The organism is Rhodosalinus sp. 5P4 (assembly GCF_041365695.1).
Lineage (GTDB): Bacteria > Pseudomonadota > Alphaproteobacteria > Rhodobacterales > Rhodobacteraceae > Rhodosalinus.
Window position 1 is genome coordinate 254,234 of the sequence record NZ_JBGFSJ010000001.1, and the last position, 21,824, is coordinate 276,057.

The window sequence follows — 21,824 nt, forward strand, 5'->3', positions numbered from 1 at the left end:
CCCCCCCCCCCCCCCCCCCCCCCCCCCCCCCCCCCCCCCCCCCCCCCCCCCCCCCCCCCCCTCCGGCGCCTCAGACCAGCACCGAGCCCTTCGCGTCGATCGCGCCCTGCGTCTCCGCCTCGCCGAGCAGCATCTCGTTGTGCGCCTTGCCCGACGGGATCATCGGGAAGCAGTTCTCGTGCTTCTCGACGAGGCAGTCGAAGATCACCGGGCCGTCGTAATCCAGCATCTCCTGGATCGCGTCGTCGAGCTGGGCGGGATCGGCGCACTGGATGCCCTTGCAGCCGAAGGCCTCGGCAAGCTTGACGAAATCGGGCAGCGCCTCGGACCAGCTGTGCGAGTAGCGCTCGCCGTGCAGAAGCTCCTGCCACTGGCGCACCATGCCGAGCCGCTCGTTGTTGAGGATGAACTGCTTGACCGGCAGGCGGTACTGCACCGCGGTGCCCATCTCCTGCATGTTCATCAGCCAGCTCGCCTCGCCCGCGACGTTGATGACCAGCGCGTCGGGATGGGCCACCTGCACGCCGATCGAGGCGGGGGTGCCGTAGCCCATGGTGCCGAGGCCGCCGGACGTCATCCAGCGGTTCGGATCCTCGAAACCGATATACTGCGCGGCCCACATCTGGTGCTGGCCGACCTCGGTGCAGATGTAGCGGTCCGGGTGATCCTTCGTGAGCGCCTCGAGCCGCGCCAGCGCGTGCTGCGGCTTGATGGTCTTCGGGGCGGGCTTGAACGCCAGGCAGTCGACCTTGCGCCACTGTTCGATCCGCTTCCACCACTTGGCGAGGCCCTCGCGGTTCACCTTGCCGCCGCGCGCCTTCCAGAGTTCCAGCACGTCCTCGAGGACATGGCCGATGTCGCCCACGATGGGAAAGTCGGTCTTGACCACCTTGTTGATGGAGGACGGATCGATATCGACATGCGCCTTGCGGGAATTCGGCGAGAAGGCGTCGATCCGGCCGGTGATCCGGTCGTCGAACCGCGCGCCGAGGTTGATCATCAGATCGCAGCCATGCATCGCGAGGTTGGCCTCGTAGAGGCCGTGCATCCCCAGCATGCCGAGCCAGTTCGCGCCGCTCGCCGGGTAGGCGCCGAGGCCCATCAGCGTCGAGGTGACGGGAAAGCCCGTGGCATCCACGAGCTCCCGCAGCAGCCGGCTCGCCCGGGGGCCGGAGTTGATGACGCCACCCCCGGTGTAGAAGATCGGCCGCTCGGCGGTCTCGATCGCGGCGACGAGGTCGGCGATCCCCTCGGCATCGCCCTTCACCTGCGGCTGGTAGTGGCTCACCCGGGCCTTCGACGGCGGCGTGTAGCTGTCGGTGGCGAACTGCACGTCCTTGGGGATGTCCACGAGGACCGGCCCGGGCCGGCCCGAGGTGGCGACGTGGAACGCCTCGTGGATCGTGCCCGAAAGCCGCGCGGGATCCTTCACCAGCCAGTTGTGCTTGGTACAGGCGCGGGTGATGCCCACCGTGTCGGCCTCCTGAAAGGCGTCCGAGCCGATCAGGAAGGTGGGCACCTGGCCCGTCAGCACGACGATCGGGATCGAATCCATCAGCGCGTCGGTGATCCCGGTCACGGAATTCGTGGCGCCGGGACCCGAGGTCACGAGAACGACGCCGGGCTTGCCCGTCGAGCGCGCATAGCCTTCCGCGGCATGGACCGCGCCCTGCTCGTGGCGCACCAGGATGTGGCGGATGTCGTTCTGCTGGAAGATCTCGTCGTAGATCGGTAGCACCGCGCCCCCGGGATAGCCGAATACCGTGTCCACGCCCTGATCCTTCAGCGCCTGAACCACCATTTTCGCTCCGGTCATCTGCCGTGTCATCGGCGTGTCTCCTTCAAAGCCGCGTCGCCGCCTCTCGCATCGCACAAAAAAGCCCCCGTCCTTTCGTTCGGGGGCGCATGACATCCGGTCTGGGGTTCCGTTACCGGCCCATGCGCCAATTTTCCACGATTACGATAAGACGAGTCATACTTTCCTCCTGCGTTCCGGGAGATATGCATGTGCAGAAAGTCGCGTCAACCGGCGACTGGCACATTCCGGAGAAAATGTCGCACCGGGGCAAGCTTGCGCAATATTCTTTCTGACGGGTGGCGCGAGGGCGCGCGAGCGGGTGCGCAAGAAACAGTCGGCAAACGGGCCTCGCCGCGCATTTTTCCTGTTCCAAAGCAGGGGCGCCATCGCTAGTGTCCGCCCACGGTCAACGAGGGTCCGCTTCGGCAGCGCCGGGGACGGACCGCCAAACTTGGGAGGAAACCAGACCAATGGATCGCCGTTCTTTCATCCGTGCCGGCGCCGTCGGCGGCGCCGCCGCTGCCGCGTCGAGCCTGGCCGCGCCCCTTTACGCGCAAGGAAACCGCACACTCACCATGGTGACGTCGGTGCCCGAAGGCTTCGCCATCTTCGATGACGCCGCGCAGCTTGCCGCCGATTACATCACGGCCATGACGGACGGCCAGCTGACCATCGACAAGCGCCCCGCCGGCAGCCTCGTCGGCGCGTTCGAGGTGTTCGACGCGGTGTCCGCAGGCCAGGCCGACATGTACCACTCGGCCGACTACTACTTCCTGAACCAGCACCCGGCCTACGCCTTCTTCACGGCCGTGCCGTTCGGGATGACCGCGCAGGAGCTTGCCAACTGGTACTACCACCGTGGCGGCCACGAGCTTCACAACGAGCTGTCGGAGCTCTTCAACCTGAAGTCGTTCCTGTCGGGCCAGACGGCGATGCAGCCCGGCGGCTGGTTCAACAAGGAAATCACGTCGGCCGACGACCTGCAGGGGCTGCGCTTCCGCATGCCGGGGCAGGGCGGCCAGGTGCTCGGACGTCTCGGCGCGAGCGTGCAGAACATCCCCGGCGGCGAGATCTACCAGGCGCTGGCCTCGGGCGCTATCGACGGCGCGGAGTGGATCGGTCCCTTCGCGGACGAGCGGCTGGGCTTCCAGGAGATCACCAACATCTATTACGCCGCCGGCTTCCACGAGCCGGGCTCGGCGCTGAGCCTCGCGGTGAACCTCGATGTCTTCAACGACCTGACGCCCGCGCAGCAGCAGATCATCCAGACCGCCACCGAGGCCGTCTACAGCCGCAACCTCTCGCTCTCGCTGGCCGAGAACGGCGCGGCGCTCGCCCGCCTGCAAAGCCAGGGCGTCCAGGTTCGCCAGTTCCCGGACGACGTCTGGGACGCGTTCGGCCGCGCCTCGGCCGAGGTCCGCGAGGAGAACATGGGCGACCCGATCTACAAGGCGGTGGCCGACAGCTACTTCGCCAGCATGGAAGAATCCTCCAGCTGGTACGAGCAGGCCGACGGCGAATACATGCGCCAGCGCAACCGCGTGAACGCGTAACGCCGCCCGGATCCGGGCTCTGCCGCCCCCCGCCGCGCGCGGGGGGCGGCGTTCGACGGAGACAAGAAGCGATCCGCGATAGAACGCGGAGCAGGGGGGAGCGATGCTCGACGCGCTCGGCTGGTTTTTCCAGAACGTCCTGATGGCGTTCTACAATTTCGGCTATGCCGTCACCCATCCCGGGCTCTGGCTGAACTGGTCGGATCCCGAGGCGATGATGCGGGTGATCTATTACGGCGCCTCCGTCGAGTTCTTCTTTGTCGTCTTCAACGTCTTCGCGATCATCACGATCGTCGGGCTGTGGCGCCGGAACTTCCTATGGGGCGTCGTGACCGGCCTCGAGGGGTTCGCGAACACGGTGGGGCGCATCGCGGCGTGGGTCGGCCTCATCATGGTGCTGCAACAGGTCATGGTGGTGTTCACGCAGCGCATCTTCGCGCTGTCGCAACTCTCCGTCGGCGTGGGCTCCGTGGCCACCTTCGACGTGAGCTGGTGGTCCGAGGGGCTGAAGCTCTACAACGCTATGATCGTGTCGCTCTGCGTCTCCTACACCTTCGTGCAGGGCGGCCATGTGCGGGTGGACATCCTCTACGCGCAGTTCTCGCACCGCGTTCGCAAGGCCGTGGACATGTTCGGCGCGCTGGTCTTCATGGCGCCGATGGCGATCCTGATCTGGCTTTACGGCTGGTTCTTCATGTGGCGGCACCTCGTCGTGCCCGCGCCGTCCGCCTCGGACGAGATCGACCGGATGATGATGCGCGCCCGAGTGCTGCGCTGGAACGTCGAGACGACGGGTTTCGCGCCGCAGGGCTTTTCCGCCTATTTCCTTTTCAAGATCCTGCTCGTGCTGTTCGCCGGGCTCGTCCTTCTGCACGCCATGGCGGTGTTCTGGCGCGCCGTCTGCGAGATGCGCGAGGGCCCTGAAAGCGAGGGCAAGCACGTCGACCGCGACGTTCTCGGCGACGCGGCCGAAGAGCGCCAGCACGAAATCCATTCGGGAGCCACCTGACCCATGCTGTTCGGTCTAGATGGGGTCGAGATCGGCCTGATCATCGTCTTCCTGTGCCTGTTCGCCGGCATCCTGTCGGGGTTCCCGGTGGCCTTCGCCATCGGAGGGGCGGGCGTGATCTCCTTCGCGATCATCGCGGCGCTCGACAGCGCGGGGCTGCTCATACATCAGGCGATCGACACCGGCTCGGCCGCGTATCAGGCGCTGGTGAGCGACGGCGCGAGGCCGGCGAACATCAACATATTCCGATACCCCGAACTGCCGCGCGTCGAGACGCCCGTCTTCCCGCAGGGCTGGGAAACGGCGCTGGATCGCAACATCTCCTTCATCGTGAACCGCATCAACGAGCGGGTGCTCGCGGGCCAGTCCATCGAGACGCTGCTCGCCGTGCTGATGTTCGTGATGATGGGCATCACGCTCGAGCGGTCGCGCATCGCCGAGGATCTCCTGACCACCATGGCGCGGGTGTTCGGCCCGCTGCCGGGCGGGCTGGCGGTGTCCATCGTGGTCGTGGGCGCGTTTCTCGCCGCCTCCACGGGGATCGTCGGGGCCACCGTGGTGACGATGGGCCTGCTGGCGCTTCCGACCATGCTGCGCGCGGGTTATTCGCCGCAGCTTTCCACCGGCGTGATCGCGGCCTCGGGCACGCTCGGGCAGATCATTCCGCCCTCGATCGTGATCGTCCTTCTCGGCACGCTGACCGGCGACATCTACTCCGCCGCGCAGGAACAGCGCGCCCAGCTTGCCGGCTGCACCGACGCGCTCACCTATCTTGGCGAGGCGGCGGTGGTCTCGGTGGGCACGCTCTTCCAGGCGGCGCTATTGCCGGGGATCCTGCTGGCGGGCCTCTACGCGGCCTACGCCTTCGGCTACGCGGTCTTCAATCCGTCCAAGGCGCCGGCGGTCCCCTCCCTCGAAGGCACCGTCGGTGAGGTGACCACCCCGGGCGAGCGGTGGACCTGGTTCGCCGGCGTGCCGGCCGCGCTGATCCTCGGCGTGGTCCTTGCCGGGCAGGTCGGTCTCGTCGGCGGCCAGAACGTGGATCCCGGCGGCTTCTCCGAGCGCGGCGAGATGGCGTCGCTGCGCACCAACGTGTCCGACCAGTGCAAGGCCTCCATGATCGAGCTGCACGGGCAGGAGGCCTGGGACGAAGCCATCGCACAGCAGGAGGCGATCGAGGCGGCGGGCGGCGTGGAGGAGCAGCACGCCTTCACCGAGGAAGAGTATCAGCAGCGCCTCGAGGAGAATATCGCCAACGCCGCGCCGATCGGCACCGGCATCGCCGTCGGTTTCCTGGTGCTCGCGCTCATTCTCGCTCTGGCGCGGGGGGTGGCGCCCTCGGCCGATCCGCTGCCGCTCGTCATCGGCGCGGCGGGCATCGTGCTCGCCCTTCTGGCGGATATCGTGGCGATCTCGCCGCTCAGTTCGCCCGGGGCGAGCTTCCTGTGGCTGGCGCTGCCGCTGCTGCTGACGCTTTACGGCGTGCGGCACGCCTTCGCGCGGCTGGCCACCAACGACCTCCTGCGCGTGGTGTTCCCGCCGCTCATTCTGATCATCGCGGTGCTGGGGTCGATCCTGGGCGGGATCACCAACCCGACGCCGGCGGCCGCGCTCGGCGCGGCAGGGGCGATCATGCTGGCGGCCTACCGCAAGCTCGCGGACCAGGAGAAGTCGGGCCGGATCATCATCTGGTCGACCTTCGCGCTCGTCATCATGATCCTCGTGGGCGTGAACTTCGACCTTCGGGTCACGACCTCGACGGCGGGGATCGAGACGTGGCTGGCCTATGCCGTGGCGCAGGCGGCCTATCTCTACGCGCTCTTCGGCCTGCTTTATGCCTGCTGGGTGCTGTTCGCCGGCGGCGTGCTGACGCCGGTGGTGCGCGAAACCGCCAAGGTCACGTCGATGGTCTTCACCATCCTGATCGGCTCGCAGCTTCTGAACCTCGTGCTGATCTCCTTCGGCGGAGAGCACTACATCCAGGATTTCCTCAAGAGCTTCGACAACGAGATCAAGGTCTTCCTGATCGTCATGCTCGTGCTCTTCATCCTGGGCTTCGTGCTCGACTTCCTCGAGATCATCTACATCGTCGTTCCGATCGTGGGGCCGGTGATCTATGGCGGCAGCTTCGACCCGAAATGGGTGACGATCATGATCGCCGTGAACCTGCAGACCTCGTTCCTGACGCCGCCTTTCGGCTTCGCCCTCTTCTATCTCAGGGGCGTGGCGCCGCGCGAGGTGACGACAACCCAGATCTACCAGGGCGTGCTGCCCTTTGTGCTGATCCAGGTGATCGGCCTGGCGATCCTGTTCTGGTTCCCCGGCATCGTGACGATCGTTCCGGACCTGATCCCGAACTGAGGGTCGCGGCGCGCGCGTTCGCCCGCGCGCGCCGCCTGTGCTAACGGCGAAGATGTCTCGCGATGGCGGTGGATGTCAGCCCTTGCGGGCGGCGGGGCGCGCGCCGGGCAGCGACAGGTTCGCCACCTGCTCCGCGATCGGGTCGGTGGACAGCGGGTGCAGTTCGGCGCTGTAGTCCTGCGGGTCGCGCATCCGCTCCCACTGGCCGCGCCTGTGCACCTCCAGCCCGGAGAAGCGGGCCTTGTAGCCCATCTTCGGGCTGCCGGGCACCCAATAGCCCAGATAGACGTAGGGAAGCCCTGCCTCGCGCGCGATCTGCACGTGATCGAGGATGATGTATGTGCCGAGCGACGCCTTCGGGCGGTCGGGCGCATAGAAGGAATAGACCATGCTCAGCCCGTCATCGAGAACGTCCGTCAGGCATACGGCCACTAGCTCCCCGGTGCCGCGATCGCTGTATTCCACGACGCGGGAGCGGACCGGCGTCTCCTCGATCATGGCGGCGAATTCGAACACGTCCATGTCCGCCATGCCGCCATCGGCGTGCCGGCTGTCGAGATAGCGCCGGAAGAGCGCGTACTGCTCCTCGGTGGCCCACGGCGATGTCGCCCGGCGCGAGAGGCAGGCGTTGTTCTTTATCGTGCGGCGCTGGCTTTTCGAGGGGCTGAAGCGCGAGACGTCGATCCGTGCGGACAGGCAGGCCGAGCACTCCGAACAGGAGGGCCGGTAAAGCACGTTCTGTGACCGCCGGAAGCCCTGTTTGGACAGGGTGTCGTTCAGCCGCTCCGCCCCCTCGCCCTGCAGCGCGGTGAAGAGTTTACGCTCCATCCGCCCTTCGAGATAGGGGCAGGGTTGCGGTGCCGTCACGTAGAATTGCGGCGCTATGGGCAGGGTATGGCGCATCACGCTTCCACCTAGAAATTCGGGAAACGATAGCAACCCGTCCGCGACGCGCCAAGCCCGTTTCGGGACTGTTCAGGCCCGCAGGTTCAGCGCCACGGTTCCCATGACGTGATCGGTCAGCCCCTGCTGGTAGGTGCTGACGAGCATGAGCACGATGGACACGATCTGAAGCGGGAAGACCGCGATGGAGACGGTATATCCCAGCGTGTGCAGGAACGCGGCGGACACATCGAGCCTCAGCCCCCGCGCGTCGCGGATCTCGATCGCCATGAGGCGCATCCCCCAGGTGGCCGAGCCGCCCGCAAGCGTTGCCACGCGGTAGAAGAAGCCGACGACGAGCATCAGGAAGGGAAAGAAGAAGATGCCCGTGAAGGCCGTGAACGGCACCACCAGCAGCGACAGCAGGACGATGAGGAGCATGTCCACGACCCATGCGAAAAGGCGCTTGGCGGGCACGCCCGCGTAGAATTCCGGCTGGCGCTCGGGGTCGGGAAAGGGCGTGAGGCCGTCGAGATGCATGGCGGTTCCTTCGCATGGCGCCGCCCCGGCGCGCAATGGCCGGGGCGGTCGGGAGATGATCAGAGATCGCGGGAGCCAGCGCCGTCCGTGTCGTCCGGTGCCGTCCGGGCGGCGCGGGCGCGCTCTTCCATGAACTGGTCGAATTCGGCCTTGTCCCGGGCCTCGCGCAGGCGCTGGAGGAACTCGTGAAAGCTTTTCTGCTCCTCCTCGAGGCGCCGCAGGGTGTCGGCCTTGTAGGCGTCGAAGGCGGAGTTGCCCGAGGGCGTCATGGCGTCGAGGCCGGCCCGCGCGCCGTTTTCGTTACGGCAGGAGCCCCCGAAAAGGCGTTTGCTCCAGATCATGTAGGCAAGAAGTGCAAGGCCCAGAGGCCAGAACAGGATGAAGCCCAGGACCATGGCGGCGATCCAGGCGCCCTTTCCCTGCGAGTCGAGCCAGGCTTCGGCACGGGAAAACCAGTGCCCCGGACGGGCGCGGGTCCAGTCGGTTGCGGCGGATGTCATGTGCGTCTCCATGCGTCGTGTCACGATGTGAATGTCTTTCACATGAGGCAAGATCGGAACCGCGCCGCCCGGTCGCAAGGGGAGATGTGAAAGATTTTTACATTTTTTCGCGTTGGGCCGTGAAATCAGCGGGTTGCGCGCCGGAAATCCGCGGCAGGTCCGCCGGGTCCAGCGCGAAGACATGACGCGGGGTGCCCGCGGCGGCCCAGACCTCGTCGAAGTCCATGAGCCGGCGGTCGAGCCAGGCGCGCGGCGGGGTGAGATGGCCCACCGGCGCAACGCCGCCGATCGCGAAACCGGTCTGCGCGCGGATCAGCGCCGCGTCCGCCTTGCCCAGCGGCTCCCCGGCGAGCGCGGCCGCCTTCGACGCGTCCACCCGGTTCCCGCCCGCGGTGAGAAACAGCAGCGCCTCGCCGCTGTCCTCGCCGCGGAACATGATCGATTTGACGATCTGGTCGAGCGCGCAGCCCGCGGCTTGGGCCGCCTGCTCGGCGGTGCGCGTCTCGCCCGGCTCGCGGATCTCCGCCGCGAGGCCCGCAGCCTCCAGCGCCGCGCGCACGCGTTTCAGGCTTCGACTCATGGATTTCCTCCGGTTGGCCCCGTGCCATGCTAGCCCAGCCCCGGACGGCGCGAAACGGCGGCCCGTCCCCGCCGCGACGCGCCGCAGGCGATTGACCCCGCGCGCGGGCCGTGGCCATCTCCGCCACATGAGTTTCGCGAACCGCATCACCCGTCTGCCCCATGCCCATGAGCCCGAGCGCGGCGCCGAGGCCCGGGCCGCCTGCCCCGGGGCCGAGGGCGATCTCGCCCGGTTGCTCGAAGGGGTGGGGGGGTGCAGCCCCTATCTCAAGGACCTGATCGAGAAGGAGGCCGGTTGGCTTCCCGCCGCGTTCGAAGATCCCGAAGCGGCGCTCGCGGACGTTTTCGACGATCTCGGAGAGACGCCGCCCGACACGCTCTCGGACGCGCTTCGACAAGGCAAGCGGCGCGTGGCGCTTCTCTTGGCGCTTGCGGATCTCGCGGGGGTCTGGCCGCTGGAAAAGGTCACCGGAACGCTTACCGATTTCGCCGATCTCGCCTGCCAGCGCGCGATGGAGGCCGCGGTGGGCCGCGAGATCCGCCGAGGCAAGCTGCCCGGACAGGACGAGGACGCCGTCCCGACGGCGGGGGGCCTCGTCGCGCTCGCCATGGGCAAGATGGGGGCGCACGAGCTGAACTATTCCTCCGACATCGACCTGGTCTGCCTTTTCGACGAGACCCGCTACCCGGAAGACGACGTGATGGAGGCGCGCGCCGCGCTGGTGCGCGCCGTCCGGGCGATGACGCGAACGCTGTCGGACAACACCGCCGAGGGCTACGTCTTCCGCACCGACCTGCGGCTTCGCCCCGACCCGTCGGTGACGCCCGTGGTGCTGAGCATGGCCGCGGCCGAGACCTATTACGAGAGTCTCGGGCGCACGTGGGAGCGTGCGGCCTACGTCAAGGCCCGCCCCGCCGCGGGCGACCTCGACGCGGGCGAAAGGTTTCTCGAGACGCTCAGGCCCTTCGTCTGGCGCCGCCACCTCGACTTCGCCGCCATCGAGGACGCCCATGCGATGCGGCTGCGCATCCGCGAGCACAAGGGCCTCAACGGGCCGATCACGCTGCCCGGCCACGACATGAAGCTCGGCCGGGGCGGCATCCGCGAGATCGAGTTCTTCACCCAGACGCGCCAGATCATCGCCGGCGGGCGCGACCCGGCCCTCAGGGTGCGCGGCACCGTGGCCGGACTCGAGGTGCTGGCCGCGAAGGGCTGGGTGCCGGACGAGGTGGCCCGGACGCTGGCGCGCCACTACCGCGCCCACCGCGAGGTGGAGCACCGGGTGCAGATGATCCACGACGCCCAGACCCACGCGCTGCCGCGCTCGGACGCGGGCTTCGACCGGCTCGCCGCCCTGATGGGGCAGGAGGCGCAGGCGCTTCGCCGCGACCTGACCGAGCGGCTGACGGAGGTGCACGAACTGACCGAGGGGTTCTTCGCGCCCGACGCCGCGCCCCCGGCCGCCGACGCGGACACGCCCGAGATCGACGCCAGCGTCACGGCGCGCTGGCCGAGCTACCCGGCGCTGCGATCCGATCGCGCCATGGCCATCTTCGAGCGGCTCCGCCCCGAAATCCTCGGTCGCCTCGCGCGCACCGCGCGGCCCGAGGAGGCGCTGGCCGCCTTCGACGGCTTCCTCGCGGGGCTGCCGGCGGGGGTGCAGCTTTTCTCGCTGTTCGAGGCCAACCCGCATCTGATCGACCTGCTGGTGGACATTGCGGGCACCGCGCCGGCGCTGGCGCGTCACCTTTCGCGCCATGCCGGGGTCTTCGACGCGGTGATCGCCGGCGACTTCTTCGCGCCGATCCCGGGCGTGGAGGAGCTGAGCCGCGATCTCGCGACCCGCCTCGCGCGCGAGGACGACTACGAGCGCAAGCTCGATGCCGCCCGCCGCTGGGCGCATGAGGTGCATTTCCGCGTGGGCGTGCATCTTCTGCGCGGGCAGGCGGGCTGCGTCGAGGCCGGGCAGCACTATGCCGCTCTGGCCGAGGCCGCCCTGCGCGCGCTCTGGCCCGCGGTCGTGGAGCAGTTCGCGGCCAAGCACGGGGCCCCGCCCGGACGCGGCGCGATGGTGCTCGGCATGGGCTCGCTCGGCGCCGCGCGCATGGCGCCCACCTCGGATCTCGACCTCATCGTGATCTACGACGCCGACGGGGTGGAGCAGTCCGAGGGCCGCCGCCCGCTCTCCGCGCGCGCCTACTACGCGCGCCTTACCCAGGCGCTCGTGACCGCGGTGAGCGCCCAGACCGCCGAGGGCCGGCTCTACGAGGTGGACATGCGCCTGCGCCCCTCGGGCAAGCAGGGCCCCGTGGCCACGAGCTGGCAGAGCTTCCGGTCCTACCAGCGCGAGGAGGCGTGGGTCTGGGAACATCTCGCGCTCACGCGGGCGCGGGCCGTGGCGGGGGACGCGGCGCTCTCCGAAGAGGTGGAGGCGTTCCGCGAGAGCCTTCTGGGCCGCGAGGACCGCGACACCGTGCTGCGCGAGGCCGCGCGAATGCGCGCACGCATCGCCGAGGCCAAGTCCCCCGAGGGCCCCTGGGACGCCAAGATCGGCCCGGGGCGGCTGCAGGACGTGGAACTCGTCGCCCAGGCCGGCGCGCTGATCGGGGACGAGCCGTCCCGCGTGCCCCGTGACGGGCTTGCCGCCGCGGTCGCCGCGGGCTGGCTCGACGGGGCGGGCGCCGAAACGCTGGAAGAGGCCTGGACGCTCTGCTGGCAGGTGCAGATCGCGTCCAAGCTGCTGAGCGAGGGGCCGCTCGCCGATGACCGCATCGGCGAGGGCGGCGCGGCGCTGCTCGCGCGCCTGACGGGGATCGAGGGGCTCGAGGCACTCTCCGGCCGCCTCGGCGAGGTGACGGAGCGGGCCGCGGCCGTGATCGACGCGCACCTGCCCGCGGACACGGAGAAAGACCGATGACACGAGATTCCGCCGACCCGAAGGGCCTTGTCCGGGAGGCCTACCGCATCGAGGGCATCACCTATGAAGAGTGCCGCTCGATCTTCCTGGACTGGGCGCTCGGCGTGCCGATGGAGGCCGACCCGCGCGCGCTGCTGGCCGAACTCCTGGCGCGGCACGGCGATGGCGCGCCGGACCACCCGATGACCCGTGTGCTGACCGAGGGGCGGGACGCGGCCGCGCCCCCGCGCCGGCGCGGGGGCTGGCGCGGGCGCGACCGTGGCGGAGCGGGCTAGAGCGTCGCGGCCGCCCGGGCCAGCACCTCGATCCCGGCCCAATCCTCCGCCGCGACCCGGGCGGCCGGGGCCAGCCAGCTTCCGCCCACGCAAACCACGTTGGGCAGGGAAAGATAGTCGCGCGCGGTCCCGGCCGTGATCCCGCCCGTGGGACACCAGCCGACCTGCGGCAGCGGGCCGGCCAGCGCGCGCAGCGCAGCCGTGCCCCCGGCGGCATCGGCGGGGAAGAATTTCTGCACCGAATAGCCCCGCTCCAGAAGCGCCATCGCCTCGCTCGCCGTGGCCGCGCCCGGAAGCAGCGGCAGGCCCGCGTCCTCGCAGGCGTCGAGCAGCCTGTCCGTCGCCCCGGGCGAGACCCCGAAGACCGCGCCCGCCGCCCGCGCCGCGGCCACGTCGCCCGGTGACAGCAGCGTGCCCGCGCCCACCGCGGCCCCCGGAACCGCCGTGATCTCGGCGATCGCGTCGAGCGCCGCCGGCGTGCGAAGCGTCACCTCGAGCACGGGAAGCCCCCCCGCCACCAGCGCCCGGGCGAGCGGACGCGCGGTCCGCGCGTCCGTCACGACGAGCACCGGGATCACCGGCGCTCGGGCGCAAAGCGCGGCGATGTCTTTCGAACGCGCGCGGTCGTCCGTCATGGCCCGGCTCCTTCTTCTTGGCGGAAATACTCCGGGGGAGTCGCGCCGAAGGCGCGGCGGGGGCAGCGCCCCCATGGCGCACCGCGCCGCATCACACCACCACGCCGGCCCCCTCGCCCGCCGCGCCCACGCTGCGGCGGAACAGCTCGAAGAGTTCGCGCCCGGTGCCCTGGGCGCTGCCCGGCCTGTCCGGCAGGGCGGGCGCGCGCGCGTCGAGGTCATCGACCAGCGCCTCGAGCCGTCCCGCCCGCGCGTCGAGCCGCAGGATATCGCCGTCGCGCAGCCGCGCGAGCGGCCCGCCCGCGGCGGCCTCGGGGCTCACGTGAAGCGCCGCGGGCACCTTCCCCGACGCTCCCGACATGCGCCCGTCGGTCACCAGCGCGACTCTCAGGCCCCGGTCGAGCAGCACCGACAGCGTCGGCGTGAGCCCGTGCAGCTCGGGCATCCCGTTGGCGCGCGGACCCTGGTGGCGCACGACCACCACGCAATCCTCGGTAAGGGCGCCCGCGCGGAAGGCCCGCTTCACGTCCTCCTGGTCGTCGAACACGCGTGCAGGCGCCTCGATCGTCTGCACGTCCTCGGCCACCGCGGAGACCTTGATGATGCCCGTGCCCAGATTGCCCGAAAGCCGCCGGAGCCCGCCCGTGGGCTGGAAGGGATCGGCGGCGGGGCGCAGGATGCGCGCATTCTGGCTTTCGCGCGGACCGGCCTGCCAGGCGAGGCGCCCGTCCACGAGCTTCGGCTCCTCGGTGTAGCGGGCAAGCCCCGGCCCGGCCACGGTGGTGACGTCCTCGTTCAGCAGCCCCGCGTCGAGCAGTTCGCCGATCAGGTAGGCCAGCCCGCCCGCGGCATGGAAATGGTTCACGTCGGCCAGCCCGTTCGGGTAGACCTTCGCCATGAGCGGCGTGACCTGCGAGATCTCGTCGAAATCCTCGAGTTCCAGCAGAACCCCCGCCGCGCGCGCCATGGCGGGCAGATGGATGACGAGATTGGTGGAGCCGCCGGTGGCCATCAGGCCCACGATCCCGTTCACGAAAGCGCGCTCGTCGAGCACGTCGCAGACCGGCGTGTAGGCGTCGCCGAGCGCGGTGATCCCGAGCGCGCGCTCGGTCGCCGCCCGGGTCAGCGCCTCGCGGAGCGGCGTGCCCGGGTTCACGAAACTCGCGCCGGGCAGGTGCAGCCCCATCACCTCCATCAGCATCTGGTTGGAGTTGGCGGTGCCGTAGAAGGTGCAGGTGCCCGGCCCGTGATAGGAGGCCATCTCGGCGCGCATGAGTTCCTCCCGGCCGATCTCGCCCGCGGCGAAGCGCTGGCGCACGCGCGCCTTCTCGTCGTTGGGCAGCCCGCTCGTCATCGGGCCCGCCGGCATGAAGACGCCGGGGATGTGGCCGAAGGTCGCCGCGGCGATCACGAGCCCCGGCACGATCTTGTCGCAGACGCCCAGATAGGCGGCCGCGTCGAAGGTGTTGTGCGAAAGCGCCACCCCCGCGGCGAGCGCGATCACGTCGCGCGAGAAGAGCGAGAGCTCCATCCCCGACTGGCCCTGGGTGACGCCGTCGCACATGGCCGGCACGCCGCCGGCCACCTGCGCCGTGCCGCCCGCCGCCCGCGCGGCCTCCCGGATCAGGTCGGGAAAGCGCTCGAAGGGCTGGTGGGCCGAAAGCATGTCGTTGTAGGCGGTGACGATCCCGAGATTGGGCGCGCGGTGGCCGGCAAGGCTGTCCTTGTCCGCACCGCTCGCGGCATAGGCGTGGGCCTGGTTGCCGCAGGACAGGTGCGCCCGGCGCGGCCCGTCCTCGGCGGCGCGGCGCATGCGGTCGAGGTAATCGCGTCGCGTCGCGGCGGAGCGCGCGCGGATACGTTCGGTGACGCGGTGGATCGTCGGATCGAGTGCCATGAAACTCCTCTGCCCCTTAATCTAGCAACCCGGTTTAGCGCTAACAACCTGCTTGCGCCGCGGAGGAGGGAGCCCCGGACCCCGGCGGAAGACGCCTGTCCGATTGCTGCGCCACCCTGAATTGCGAAGCTCGAAGATCCCGCAATCAGGGGGGATGAAACGCCTGCCTGCCAAGCGGAAAACGCGCCCCAAGATTGATCGGGCGGCGAAAGCGCTGTATCGGAAAGCCAAAGGCGCCTCGTCAGCCGGTCACTTCGGCTCTCTCTTGGGTTTCCCGATCGGACCGGAACGACAAACTTCTAGCGGGGCGGCGTTGGATTGCTGGTTGCGGGACAGGCCGCGCCATGGGCGTCCGGAAGCAGAAGGGGCGCGCGTGACGGGCGCAGCACCGCCGCGTCGCCCGGCGGCAAGGTCCAGAGCCGAAGGACTTGGGATAGAGTTTGCACGAAGAGGTTTGATATGAGTTCGAAAATCGCAGGTATGGCGATCGTGGCCGCGCTGGCCGGGTGCACGATTTCGCCGCAGAACCTGGAATCGATTCCGGTGGTACTGTCCACGTCCCATGGCCCGGTGACGTGCCAGCTTTACACGCGCGAGCGCGTGGACTGGGACCGGTCGGTCGACCGGCCCGAGGGGATGAGCGTCGGCGAGGCGGACCGGCTCTGCGCCGCGGAGGGCCTGAGGCGCCAGCGCGGCGGCGAGGATACCGAGACCGCGGTGACGCTCGGCGAGGCGACCTCGCCCTGGCCTGCGGGCTGATCGGCAGGCTGTACGCCCGTCTCGACGCGGCCTTGCCCGCACCTTCCGGGCCGCCGGTCCTTTCGTCCCGCGGAAGGGCAGTGTCGCGCACGCGGACGCTTCCGCTTTCCGCATTGTCGGGCTATGGCGGCGGCATGAATGGTTCCGATCTTCCCGTCGTCCGGCTGAAGCCCAAGGCCGACGCCCGCGCGCTGCGGCACGGGTTTCCCTGGGTCTACGCGGACGACCTCGTGACCGACCGGCGCACCCGCGCCCTGTCGCCCGGCACCGTCGCGGTGCTGGAGGACGCGGCGCGCGCGCCCGTCGCTCTTGTCGCCATCAACCCGGTCTCGAAGATCATGGCCCGCGTGCTCGACGCCGATCCGGCGGCGCGGGTGGACGCGGGTTGGGTCGCCGCGCGGATCGCGCGGGCGCAGGCGTTGCGCGCGCGGCTCTACGACGCCCCTTTCTACCGCCTTGCCCACGCCGAGGGCGACGGCCTGCCCGGCGTGGTGATCGACCGCTTCGGGGATATCGCGGTGGTGCAACCGAACGCCGCCTGGGCCGAGGCGCATCTGCCCGCGCTGGTCGAGGCGCTGGTGGAGGTCACCGGCGTGACGACGGTGCTGAAGAACGCGGGCGGCCGGGCGCGCGCGCTCGAGGGGCTCGACGACCTGCCGGAAGTGCTTCGCGGTACCCCGCCCGAGGGACCGGTGGAGGTGCCGATGAACGGCGCCACCTACATGGCGGACCTCACCGGCGGGCAAAAGACGGGGCTCTATTTCGACCAGCGCGACAATCAGGCTTTCGCCGCCCGGCTTGCGGGTAACGGCCGTGTGCTCGACGTCTTCTCGCATGTGGGCGGGTTCGGCCTCGCCGCGCTCGCGCAGGGCGCGGCGGAGGCGCTTGCGGTCGACGGCTCGGCCCCGGCGCTCGCGCTTGCCGAGGCCGGGGCGCGTGCCTCGGGCCTGGGTGACCGCCTCGGCATCCGGCAGGGCGATGCATTCGAGGTGATGACCGCGCTCGGGCAAGAGGGCGCGCGCTTCGATCTCGTCGTCTGCGATCCGCCCGCCTTCGCGCCGTCGAAACCTGCGCTGGACGCGGGGCTTCGCGCCTATGAGCGCGTCGCGCGGCTCGCCGCACCGCTGGTGGCGGAGCGCGGCTTCCTGGTGCTGTGTTCGTGCTCTCACGCCGCGGATCTCGCGCGCTTCCGCCGCGCCTCGCTGCGCGGCATCGGGCGCGCGGGACGCGCCGCGCAGCTGATCCGAACTGGCTTTGCCGGCCCCGATCATCCCCAGCACCCGATGCTGGCCGAGAGCGGCTATCTCAAGGCGCTGGCGTTCCGGCTGTGAGGGCGCTGCTCGACGCCAACGTGCTCTATCCCACGGTGATGCGCGAGCTTCTGTTCGGCGTGGCGGCGCGCGGCGGGTTCCGCCCGCTCTGGTCCGCGCGCATCCTCGAGGAATGGGCGCGCGCCGCGGCGAAGCTCGGGCCCGGCGGCGAGGCGCAGGCGCGGGCGGAGATCGCGCTTCTGCGTGCGGCCTGGCCGGACGCCGAGATCGCGCCGGGCAGTTCGCTCGAGGCGCGGCTCTGGCTGCCGGACCCGTCGGACATCCACGTTCTTGCCGCCGCCATCGCGGGCTCGGCGGACGCGATCGTCACCATGAACGCGGCCGATTTTCCGCGCGGCCTGCTGGCAGAGGAGGGGCTCTCCCGCGCGGATCCCGACGGGTTTCTTCTTGGCTTCTGGAAGGCCGACCCCGCCATGGTGGCGGAGGCGGCGGAGGCCGTGCGCGCCCGGGCCGAGGCGCTGTCCGAGCACGGACGCTGGGAGATCCGCCCGCTTCTCAGGAAGGCGCGGCTGCCACGGCTGGGCAAGGCGCTCGCCTGACGGGCAGCAAGGCGCGCGGCCGGCGGGGCGTGCGGCTCAGGCGAGCGTGCCGTCGGTCGTGAGCCTCCCGCGTCCGCCGAGATAGGGCGCGAGCGCCTCGGGCAGCACCACCGATCCGTCGGCCTGCTGGCCGTTTTCCAGCACCGCGATCAGCGTGCGCCCGACCGCGAGGCCGGAGCCGTTCAGGGTGTGCACGAAGCCGGGCTTGCCGCCGCCCTCGGGACGGAAGCGCGCGTTCATCCGCCGCGCCTGGAAGTCGCCGCAGACCGAGACGGAGCTGATCTCGCGGTAGCGGTCCTGGCCGGGAAGCCAGACCTCGATGTCGTGGGTCTTCTTCGCGCCGAAGCCCATGTCGCCGGTGCAAAGCACGACGGTGCGGTAGGGCAGGCCGAGACGTTCCAGGATGTCCTCGGCGCAGCGGGTCATGCGCGCATGCTCGTCGAGCGAGGCGTCGGGATGCGTGACCGAGACCATCTCGACCTTCTCGAACTGGTGCTGGCGCAGCATGCCCGCCGTGTCCTTGCCGGCGCTTCCCGCCTCCGAGCGAAAGCACTGGGTATGGGCCACGAAGCGGCGGGGCAGGGTGGCCTCGTCCACGATCTGGCCGTTGACGATGTTGGTGAGCGTGACCTCGGCGGTGGGCACGAGCCACCAGCCATCCTCGGTGCGGTAGCTGTCCTCGCCGAATTTCGGAAGCTGCCCGGTGCCGAACATCATCTCCTCGCGCACGAGCACGGGCGTCCAGGTTTCGGTGAGGCCGTTCTCCTCGACATGGACGTCGATCATGAACTGCGCGAGCGCGCGGTGCAGCCGCGCCACCGCCCCCGAAAGCACCACGAAGCGCGCGCCGGAGAGCTTCGCGGCGGTCTCGAAATCCATTCCGCGCGCGACGCCCGCGATCTCGAAATGCTCCTTCGCCGTGAAGTCGAGGGCGCGCGGCGCGCCCCAGCGGCGGATCTCGACGTTGTCGTCCTCGTCGGCGCCGTCGGGCACGTCGTCGAGCGGCAGGTTCGGGATCTCGGCGAGAAGCTCGGCCAGCGCCTCGTCCTTGGCCCGCGCGCGGGCCTGCATCGCGGCCACCTCGTCCTTCTTCTCGGCGACGAGGGCGCGCAGGCGTTCGAATTCCGCCTCGTCGCCCGCGGCCTTGGCGCGGCCCACCTCCTTGGAGGCGCGGTTCTGCTCGGCCTGCGCCTGTTCGGCGGCGGTGATGGCGGCGCGCCGCGCCTCGTCAAGCTCCAGCAGCGTCGCGGCGACGGGGGCCGCCCCGCGCCGGGCAAGCGCCGCGTCGAAGGCGTCGGGCGCCTCGCGGATGAAGCGGATGTCGTGCATCGGTCCCTCTTGCGACTCGTCCTGGTCGGGGCGGGTTATGGAACAATTCCGCCGCCGACGTAAGGGCCCGGGGCCGGCCGGTTCAGCGCGGGCGGGCGAGGTGCCCCAGCGCCCACCGGTCGAGCGGCGCGGCATGGGTGCGCGGCGGCGCGCCGCCCGAGACGACGCCCACCACGCGCCAGGCGTCGCCGTGCCGCTCGAGCACCGGCCCGCCGGAGGCGCCGGGCGCGGCCGCGCAATCGAGCCGCATGTGCCCCGGCGCGACCGCGACGCCGCCGCAGCCGGTACGCCCGCCGAGCGTGTGGGGGCGGCTGGCCTGATATCCCAGGATCGCGCGCCCGCCGTTCGGCCGGCCGGCCGCCCCGAAGCCCAGTGGCGCAACTTCGAGCGCCGCGTCGAGCCGGATCACCGCGATGTCCGCGGCGAGCTCGCTCCGGCCGGTGCCGCGCCAGCGCGGATGCAGGTGAACGGCCACGGCCCGCGCGTGGCCCGCATGGGCGCCCTTGTGCCAGCCCGCGACGAAATGCAGATCGCCGAGCGGCACCGGGCGCCCGTCGCGCCGCGGCACGCAATGCGCGGCGGTCACCACCCGGTCGGGCGCCACCAGTGTTCCCGTGCAGATCCTGCGGCGGTCGAACCCCGCGACATTGACGCGTCCGACCGCGTGCCAGGCGGGCCCGCCGGCGTCGGCCAGCGGCGGAAGCGCGCTCTCTGCCCCGCCCGGCAGCGGGGCCCATAGCGCGAGGCAAAGCGTGGCGAGGCGGAGCGGCGCGCGCATCCTTGCGCTCCTTGTGAAGGGTGTCGGGCCAGGCGAGCCTAGCGTCGGGTCAGGCGCGCCCGCAAGCGTCCGGGCGCGTCTTGCAAACCCGGCGCCCGCCCCATAGGTTCGCGCCAGATCTCGCGGGGACGCCCCGCCACTTATCAAGGGAGTCCCCGATGGACGGTGCGAGCGCATTTGCCCAGATTCTGCCGCTGATTCTGATCTTCGCGATCATGTACTTCCTGCTGATCCGCCCGCAGCAGAAGCGCATGAAGGAACACCAGAAAATGGTGGAGAACCTGCGCCGCGGCGACCTGGTGGTCACGCAGGGCGGGCTGATCGGCAAGATCACCAAGGTCAAGGACGACAACGAGATCGAGGTCGAACTGGCCGAAGGCGTGCGCGTGCGCGTCGTCCAGAACACCATCGCGCAGGTCCTCAGCAAGACCGAGCCCTCGGGGTCCTGACCGCGGCCCCGGACGAAAGGTCCGCGAAATGCTCCAGTTCGATCTCTGGAAGCGCGTCCTGATCTGGCTCGTCGTGGCCACCGGACTGCTTCTGGCCATGCCGAACCTGTTCTACGAGCGGGTGGAGACCCGTAACGACGCGGTCGCCACCATCGAGCGCGAGGGCGCGACGCCGCGGCTGGAGGCCGAGGCGGGGCTCTGGCCGTCGTGGCTGCCCTCCGGCATCGTCAATCTCGGCCTCGACCTGCGCGGCGGTGCGCATCTACTGGCCGAGGTTCAGGTCGGGGACGTCTACGAAAGCCGGATGGAGTCGCTCTGGCCCGAGATGCGCGACGCGCTGCGCGACGAGCGCGATACCGTGGGCACGATCCGCCTGCAGCCTTCCGCGCCCGACGAGTTGCGCGTGCGCATCTCCGAGCCCGACGGCATGGCGCGCGCGCTGCAGGTCGCGCGCGGGCTCGCCCGCCCGGTCACGTCGCTTGCCGGCACGGGCGCGCAGGACCTGGAGGTGCGCGGCGAGGGCGACGAGATCGTGGTGACGCTCTCGGAGGCTGAAAAACGCGCCACCGACGATCGCACGGTGCGCCAGGCGCTCGAGATCATCCGCCGCCGCATCGACGAGGTGGGCACCCGCGAGCCGACCATCCAGCGACAGGGCGCGGAGCGCATCCTGATCCAGGTTCCCGGCATCGGCTCGGCCGCGGAGCTCAAGGAGATCATCGGCACCACGGCGCTTCTGACCTTCCAGCCGGTGGTCAGTCGAAACGCCGATCCCGGCGAGCCTCCGGGCATCGGCAACGAGATCCTGCCCTCGCTGGACGAGGAGGGTGTTTTCTACAACCTGGAGTCCGCGCCCGTCGTCACCGGCGAGGAGCTGGTGGACGCGCAGCCCGCCTTCGATCAGAACGGGCGCCCGGCGGTGAATTTCCGCTTCAACCCGACCGGCGCGCGCAAGTTCGGTGACTACACCGCGCAGAATATCGGCAACCCCTTCGCCATCGTGCTCGACGGGGAGGTGATCTCCGCCCCCGTGATCCAGAGCCACATTCCCGGCGGATCGGGCATCATCACCGGCGACTTCACGGTCGAGGAGTCCACCAATCTCGCCGTGCTGCTGCGCGCGGGCGCGCTGCCCGCGGGTCTCGAGTTCCTCGAGGAGCGCACGATCGGCCCCGAGCTCGGCGCCGACTCCATCGAGGCCGGGCGGATCGCGACCATGGTGGCGTTCGCCGCGGTGCTGGTGTTCATGGGGCTGTCCTACGGACTCTTCGGGCTTTTCGCCAACGTGGCGCTCATTCTCAACATCGGTCTCATTTTCGGGCTGCTGTCGCTGATCGGCGCGACGCTGACGCTGCCCGGCATTGCCGGGATCGTGCTGACCGTGGGCATGGCGGTGGACGCCAACGTGCTCGTCTTCGAGCGCATCCGGGAGGAGCTTCGCACCGCCAAGGGCCCGGCGCGGGCCATCGAGCTGGGCTACGAAAAGGCGCTTTCGGCGATCGTGGACGCCAACATCACCACCTTCATCACCGCGCTCATCCTTTACGTGATGGGGTCGGGGCCCGTGCGCGGCTTCGCGATCACGCTCGGCCTCGGCATCCTCACCTCGGTGTTCACGGCGATCTTCGTCACCCGCCTGCTGGTGGTGATGTGGTTCGAGCGTCGCCGACCCAAGACGCTGGAGGTCTGACG

19 protein-coding genes are annotated in these 21,824 nt (G+C 70.0%); 10 read left to right on the top strand and 9 right to left on the bottom strand.

The genetic code is table 11. The annotated features are described in order from the left end of the window. Positions 1 to 70: 70 nt before the first annotated feature. Complete coding sequence (locus tag AB6A69_RS01245) at positions 71 to 1,828, bottom strand: acetolactate synthase 3 large subunit (RefSeq protein WP_371059326.1); 1,758 nt, start codon at positions 1,826 to 1,828, stop codon at positions 71 to 73. Positions 1,829 to 2,268: 440 nt separating this feature from the next. Between AB6A69_RS01245 and AB6A69_RS01250 the strand changes: the two genes are divergently transcribed. From AB6A69_RS01250 to AB6A69_RS01260, 3 genes are all read left to right on the top strand, one after another. Further along, positions 2,269 to 3,351 (top strand): TRAP transporter substrate-binding protein, encoded by a 1,083-nt coding sequence (locus AB6A69_RS01250; protein ID WP_371059327.1) that lies wholly within the window; start codon positions 2,269 to 2,271, stop codon positions 3,349 to 3,351. 103 nt (positions 3,352 to 3,454) lie between these two features. Next, positions 3,455 to 4,360 (top strand): TRAP transporter small permease subunit, encoded by a 906-nt coding sequence (locus AB6A69_RS01255; protein WP_371054839.1) that lies wholly within the window; start codon positions 3,455 to 3,457, stop codon positions 4,358 to 4,360. A gap of 3 nt (positions 4,361 to 4,363) precedes the next feature. Then, positions 4,364 to 6,721, top strand: a complete 2,358-nt coding sequence (locus tag AB6A69_RS01260; RefSeq protein WP_371059328.1) for a TRAP transporter large permease subunit — start codon at positions 4,364 to 4,366, stop codon at positions 6,719 to 6,721. A gap of 75 nt (positions 6,722 to 6,796) precedes the next feature. On the opposite strand, the gene AB6A69_RS01265 is transcribed toward AB6A69_RS01260, so the two are convergent. From AB6A69_RS01265 to AB6A69_RS01280, 4 genes are all read right to left on the bottom strand, one after another. Further along, positions 6,797 to 7,624: an arginyltransferase gene (locus AB6A69_RS01265; protein ID WP_371059329.1), complete on the bottom strand. Its 828-nt coding sequence runs from the start codon at positions 7,622 to 7,624 to the stop codon at positions 6,797 to 6,799. A gap of 72 nt (positions 7,625 to 7,696) precedes the next feature. Beyond that, positions 7,697 to 8,143, bottom strand: a complete 447-nt coding sequence (locus AB6A69_RS01270) for an RDD family protein (protein ID WP_371059330.1) — start codon at positions 8,141 to 8,143, stop codon at positions 7,697 to 7,699. Between the two features lie 59 nt (positions 8,144 to 8,202). Then, positions 8,203 to 8,643, bottom strand: coding sequence for a DUF2852 domain-containing protein (locus AB6A69_RS01275; RefSeq protein WP_371059331.1), 441 nt, complete (start codon positions 8,641 to 8,643; stop codon positions 8,203 to 8,205). A gap of 97 nt (positions 8,644 to 8,740) precedes the next feature. Further along, positions 8,741 to 9,223, bottom strand: coding sequence for a YbaK/EbsC family protein (locus tag AB6A69_RS01280; RefSeq protein ID WP_371059332.1), 483 nt, complete (start codon positions 9,221 to 9,223; stop codon positions 8,741 to 8,743). A gap of 127 nt (positions 9,224 to 9,350) precedes the next feature. Here AB6A69_RS01280 and AB6A69_RS01285 point away from each other — a divergent pair, with 127 nt between their 5' ends. Together AB6A69_RS01285 and AB6A69_RS01290 are read left to right on the top strand one after the other, a co-directional pair. Continuing rightward, positions 9,351 to 12,140: a bifunctional [glutamine synthetase] adenylyltransferase/[glutamine synthetase]-adenylyl-L-tyrosine phosphorylase gene (locus tag AB6A69_RS01285; RefSeq protein WP_371059333.1), complete on the top strand. Its 2,790-nt coding sequence runs from the start codon at positions 9,351 to 9,353 to the stop codon at positions 12,138 to 12,140. Continuing rightward, complete coding sequence (locus AB6A69_RS01290) at positions 12,137 to 12,415, top strand: hypothetical protein (protein WP_371036533.1); 279 nt, start codon at positions 12,137 to 12,139, stop codon at positions 12,413 to 12,415. The genes AB6A69_RS01285 and AB6A69_RS01290 overlap by 4 nt, the downstream gene beginning before the upstream one ends. On the opposite strand, the gene eda is transcribed toward AB6A69_RS01290, so the two are convergent. After that, the gene (gene eda, locus AB6A69_RS01295; protein ID WP_371054844.1) at positions 12,412 to 13,050 is read right to left on the bottom strand and encodes a bifunctional 4-hydroxy-2-oxoglutarate aldolase/2-dehydro-3-deoxy-phosphogluconate aldolase; all 639 of its coding nucleotides are present in this window, start codon (positions 13,048 to 13,050) and stop codon (positions 12,412 to 12,414) included. The two genes, AB6A69_RS01290 and eda, sit on opposite strands and share 4 nt — an antisense overlap. A gap of 91 nt (positions 13,051 to 13,141) precedes the next feature. Continuing rightward, a complete protein-coding gene (gene edd, locus AB6A69_RS01300; RefSeq protein ID WP_371059334.1) occupies positions 13,142 to 14,947 on the bottom strand; it encodes a phosphogluconate dehydratase in 1,806 nt (601 codons plus the stop codon). A 459-nt stretch (positions 14,948 to 15,406) separates the two neighbouring features. On the opposite strand from edd, the gene AB6A69_RS01305 reads away from it, so the two are divergent. From AB6A69_RS01305 to AB6A69_RS01315, 3 genes are all read left to right on the top strand, one after another. Then, positions 15,407 to 15,706: a hypothetical protein gene (locus AB6A69_RS01305; protein ID WP_371059335.1), complete on the top strand. Its 300-nt coding sequence runs from the start codon at positions 15,407 to 15,409 to the stop codon at positions 15,704 to 15,706. 134 nt (positions 15,707 to 15,840) lie between these two features. Continuing rightward, the gene (locus AB6A69_RS01310) at positions 15,841 to 17,037 is read left to right on the top strand and encodes an RSP_2647 family RNA methyltransferase (protein ID WP_371059617.1); all 1,197 of its coding nucleotides are present in this window, start codon (positions 15,841 to 15,843) and stop codon (positions 17,035 to 17,037) included. Continuing rightward, positions 17,034 to 17,576: an RSP_2648 family PIN domain-containing protein gene (locus AB6A69_RS01315; RefSeq protein WP_371059336.1), complete on the top strand. Its 543-nt coding sequence runs from the start codon at positions 17,034 to 17,036 to the stop codon at positions 17,574 to 17,576. The genes AB6A69_RS01310 and AB6A69_RS01315 overlap by 4 nt, the downstream gene beginning before the upstream one ends. A 36-nt stretch (positions 17,577 to 17,612) precedes the next feature. On the opposite strand, the gene serS is transcribed toward AB6A69_RS01315, so the two are convergent. Further along, on the bottom strand, positions 17,613 to 18,905 hold the full coding sequence (serS, locus tag AB6A69_RS01320; RefSeq protein WP_371054848.1) for a serine--tRNA ligase: 1,293 nt from the start codon (positions 18,903 to 18,905) through the stop codon (positions 17,613 to 17,615). 82 nt (positions 18,906 to 18,987) lie between these two features. Next, the gene (locus tag AB6A69_RS01325) at positions 18,988 to 19,683 is read right to left on the bottom strand and encodes a serine protease (protein WP_371059337.1); all 696 of its coding nucleotides are present in this window, start codon (positions 19,681 to 19,683) and stop codon (positions 18,988 to 18,990) included. Positions 19,684 to 19,841: 158 nt separating this feature from the next. Between AB6A69_RS01325 and yajC the strand changes: the two genes are divergently transcribed. Then, positions 19,842 to 20,132, top strand: coding sequence for a preprotein translocase subunit YajC (yajC, locus tag AB6A69_RS01330; RefSeq protein WP_371059338.1), 291 nt, complete (start codon positions 19,842 to 19,844; stop codon positions 20,130 to 20,132). A gap of 28 nt (positions 20,133 to 20,160) precedes the next feature. Beyond that, positions 20,161 to 21,822, top strand: a complete 1,662-nt coding sequence (secD, locus tag AB6A69_RS01335; protein ID WP_371059339.1) for a protein translocase subunit SecD — start codon at positions 20,161 to 20,163, stop codon at positions 21,820 to 21,822. Positions 21,823 to 21,824: the final 2 nt, after the last annotated feature.

Coding starts and splice junctions, on each gene's coding strand:
- AB6A69_RS01245 (WP_371059326.1), bottom strand. CDS start 1,828: ATGACACGGCAGATGACCGGAGCGAAAATGGTGGTTCAGGCGCTGAAG.
- eda (WP_371054844.1), bottom strand. CDS start 13,050: ATGACGGACGACCGCGCGCGTTCGAAAGACATCGCCGCGCTTTGCGCC.
- yajC (WP_371059338.1), top strand. CDS start 19,842: ATGGACGGTGCGAGCGCATTTGCCCAGATTCTGCCGCTGATTCTGATC.
- AB6A69_RS01280 (WP_371059332.1), bottom strand. CDS start 9,223: ATGAGTCGAAGCCTGAAACGCGTGCGCGCGGCGCTGGAGGCTGCGGGC.
- AB6A69_RS01310 (WP_371059617.1), top strand. CDS start 15,841: ATGAATGGTTCCGATCTTCCCGTCGTCCGGCTGAAGCCCAAGGCCGAC.
- AB6A69_RS01325 (WP_371059337.1), bottom strand. CDS start 19,683: ATGCGCGCGCCGCTCCGCCTCGCCACGCTTTGCCTCGCGCTATGGGCC.
- AB6A69_RS01255 (WP_371054839.1), top strand. CDS start 3,455: ATGCTCGACGCGCTCGGCTGGTTTTTCCAGAACGTCCTGATGGCGTTC.
- AB6A69_RS01285 (WP_371059333.1), top strand. CDS start 9,351: ATGAGTTTCGCGAACCGCATCACCCGTCTGCCCCATGCCCATGAGCCC.
- AB6A69_RS01290 (WP_371036533.1), top strand. CDS start 12,137: ATGACACGAGATTCCGCCGACCCGAAGGGCCTTGTCCGGGAGGCCTAC.
- AB6A69_RS01275 (WP_371059331.1), bottom strand. CDS start 8,643: ATGACATCCGCCGCAACCGACTGGACCCGCGCCCGTCCGGGGCACTGG.
- edd (WP_371059334.1), bottom strand. CDS start 14,947: ATGGCACTCGATCCGACGATCCACCGCGTCACCGAACGTATCCGCGCG.
- secD (WP_371059339.1), top strand. CDS start 20,161: ATGCTCCAGTTCGATCTCTGGAAGCGCGTCCTGATCTGGCTCGTCGTG.
- AB6A69_RS01270 (WP_371059330.1), bottom strand. CDS start 8,143: ATGCATCTCGACGGCCTCACGCCCTTTCCCGACCCCGAGCGCCAGCCG.
- AB6A69_RS01305 (WP_371059335.1), top strand. CDS start 15,407: ATGAGTTCGAAAATCGCAGGTATGGCGATCGTGGCCGCGCTGGCCGGG.
- AB6A69_RS01265 (WP_371059329.1), bottom strand. CDS start 7,624: ATGCGCCATACCCTGCCCATAGCGCCGCAATTCTACGTGACGGCACCG.
- AB6A69_RS01250 (WP_371059327.1), top strand. CDS start 2,269: ATGGATCGCCGTTCTTTCATCCGTGCCGGCGCCGTCGGCGGCGCCGCC.
- serS (WP_371054848.1), bottom strand. CDS start 18,905: ATGCACGACATCCGCTTCATCCGCGAGGCGCCCGACGCCTTCGACGCG.
- AB6A69_RS01260 (WP_371059328.1), top strand. CDS start 4,364: ATGCTGTTCGGTCTAGATGGGGTCGAGATCGGCCTGATCATCGTCTTC.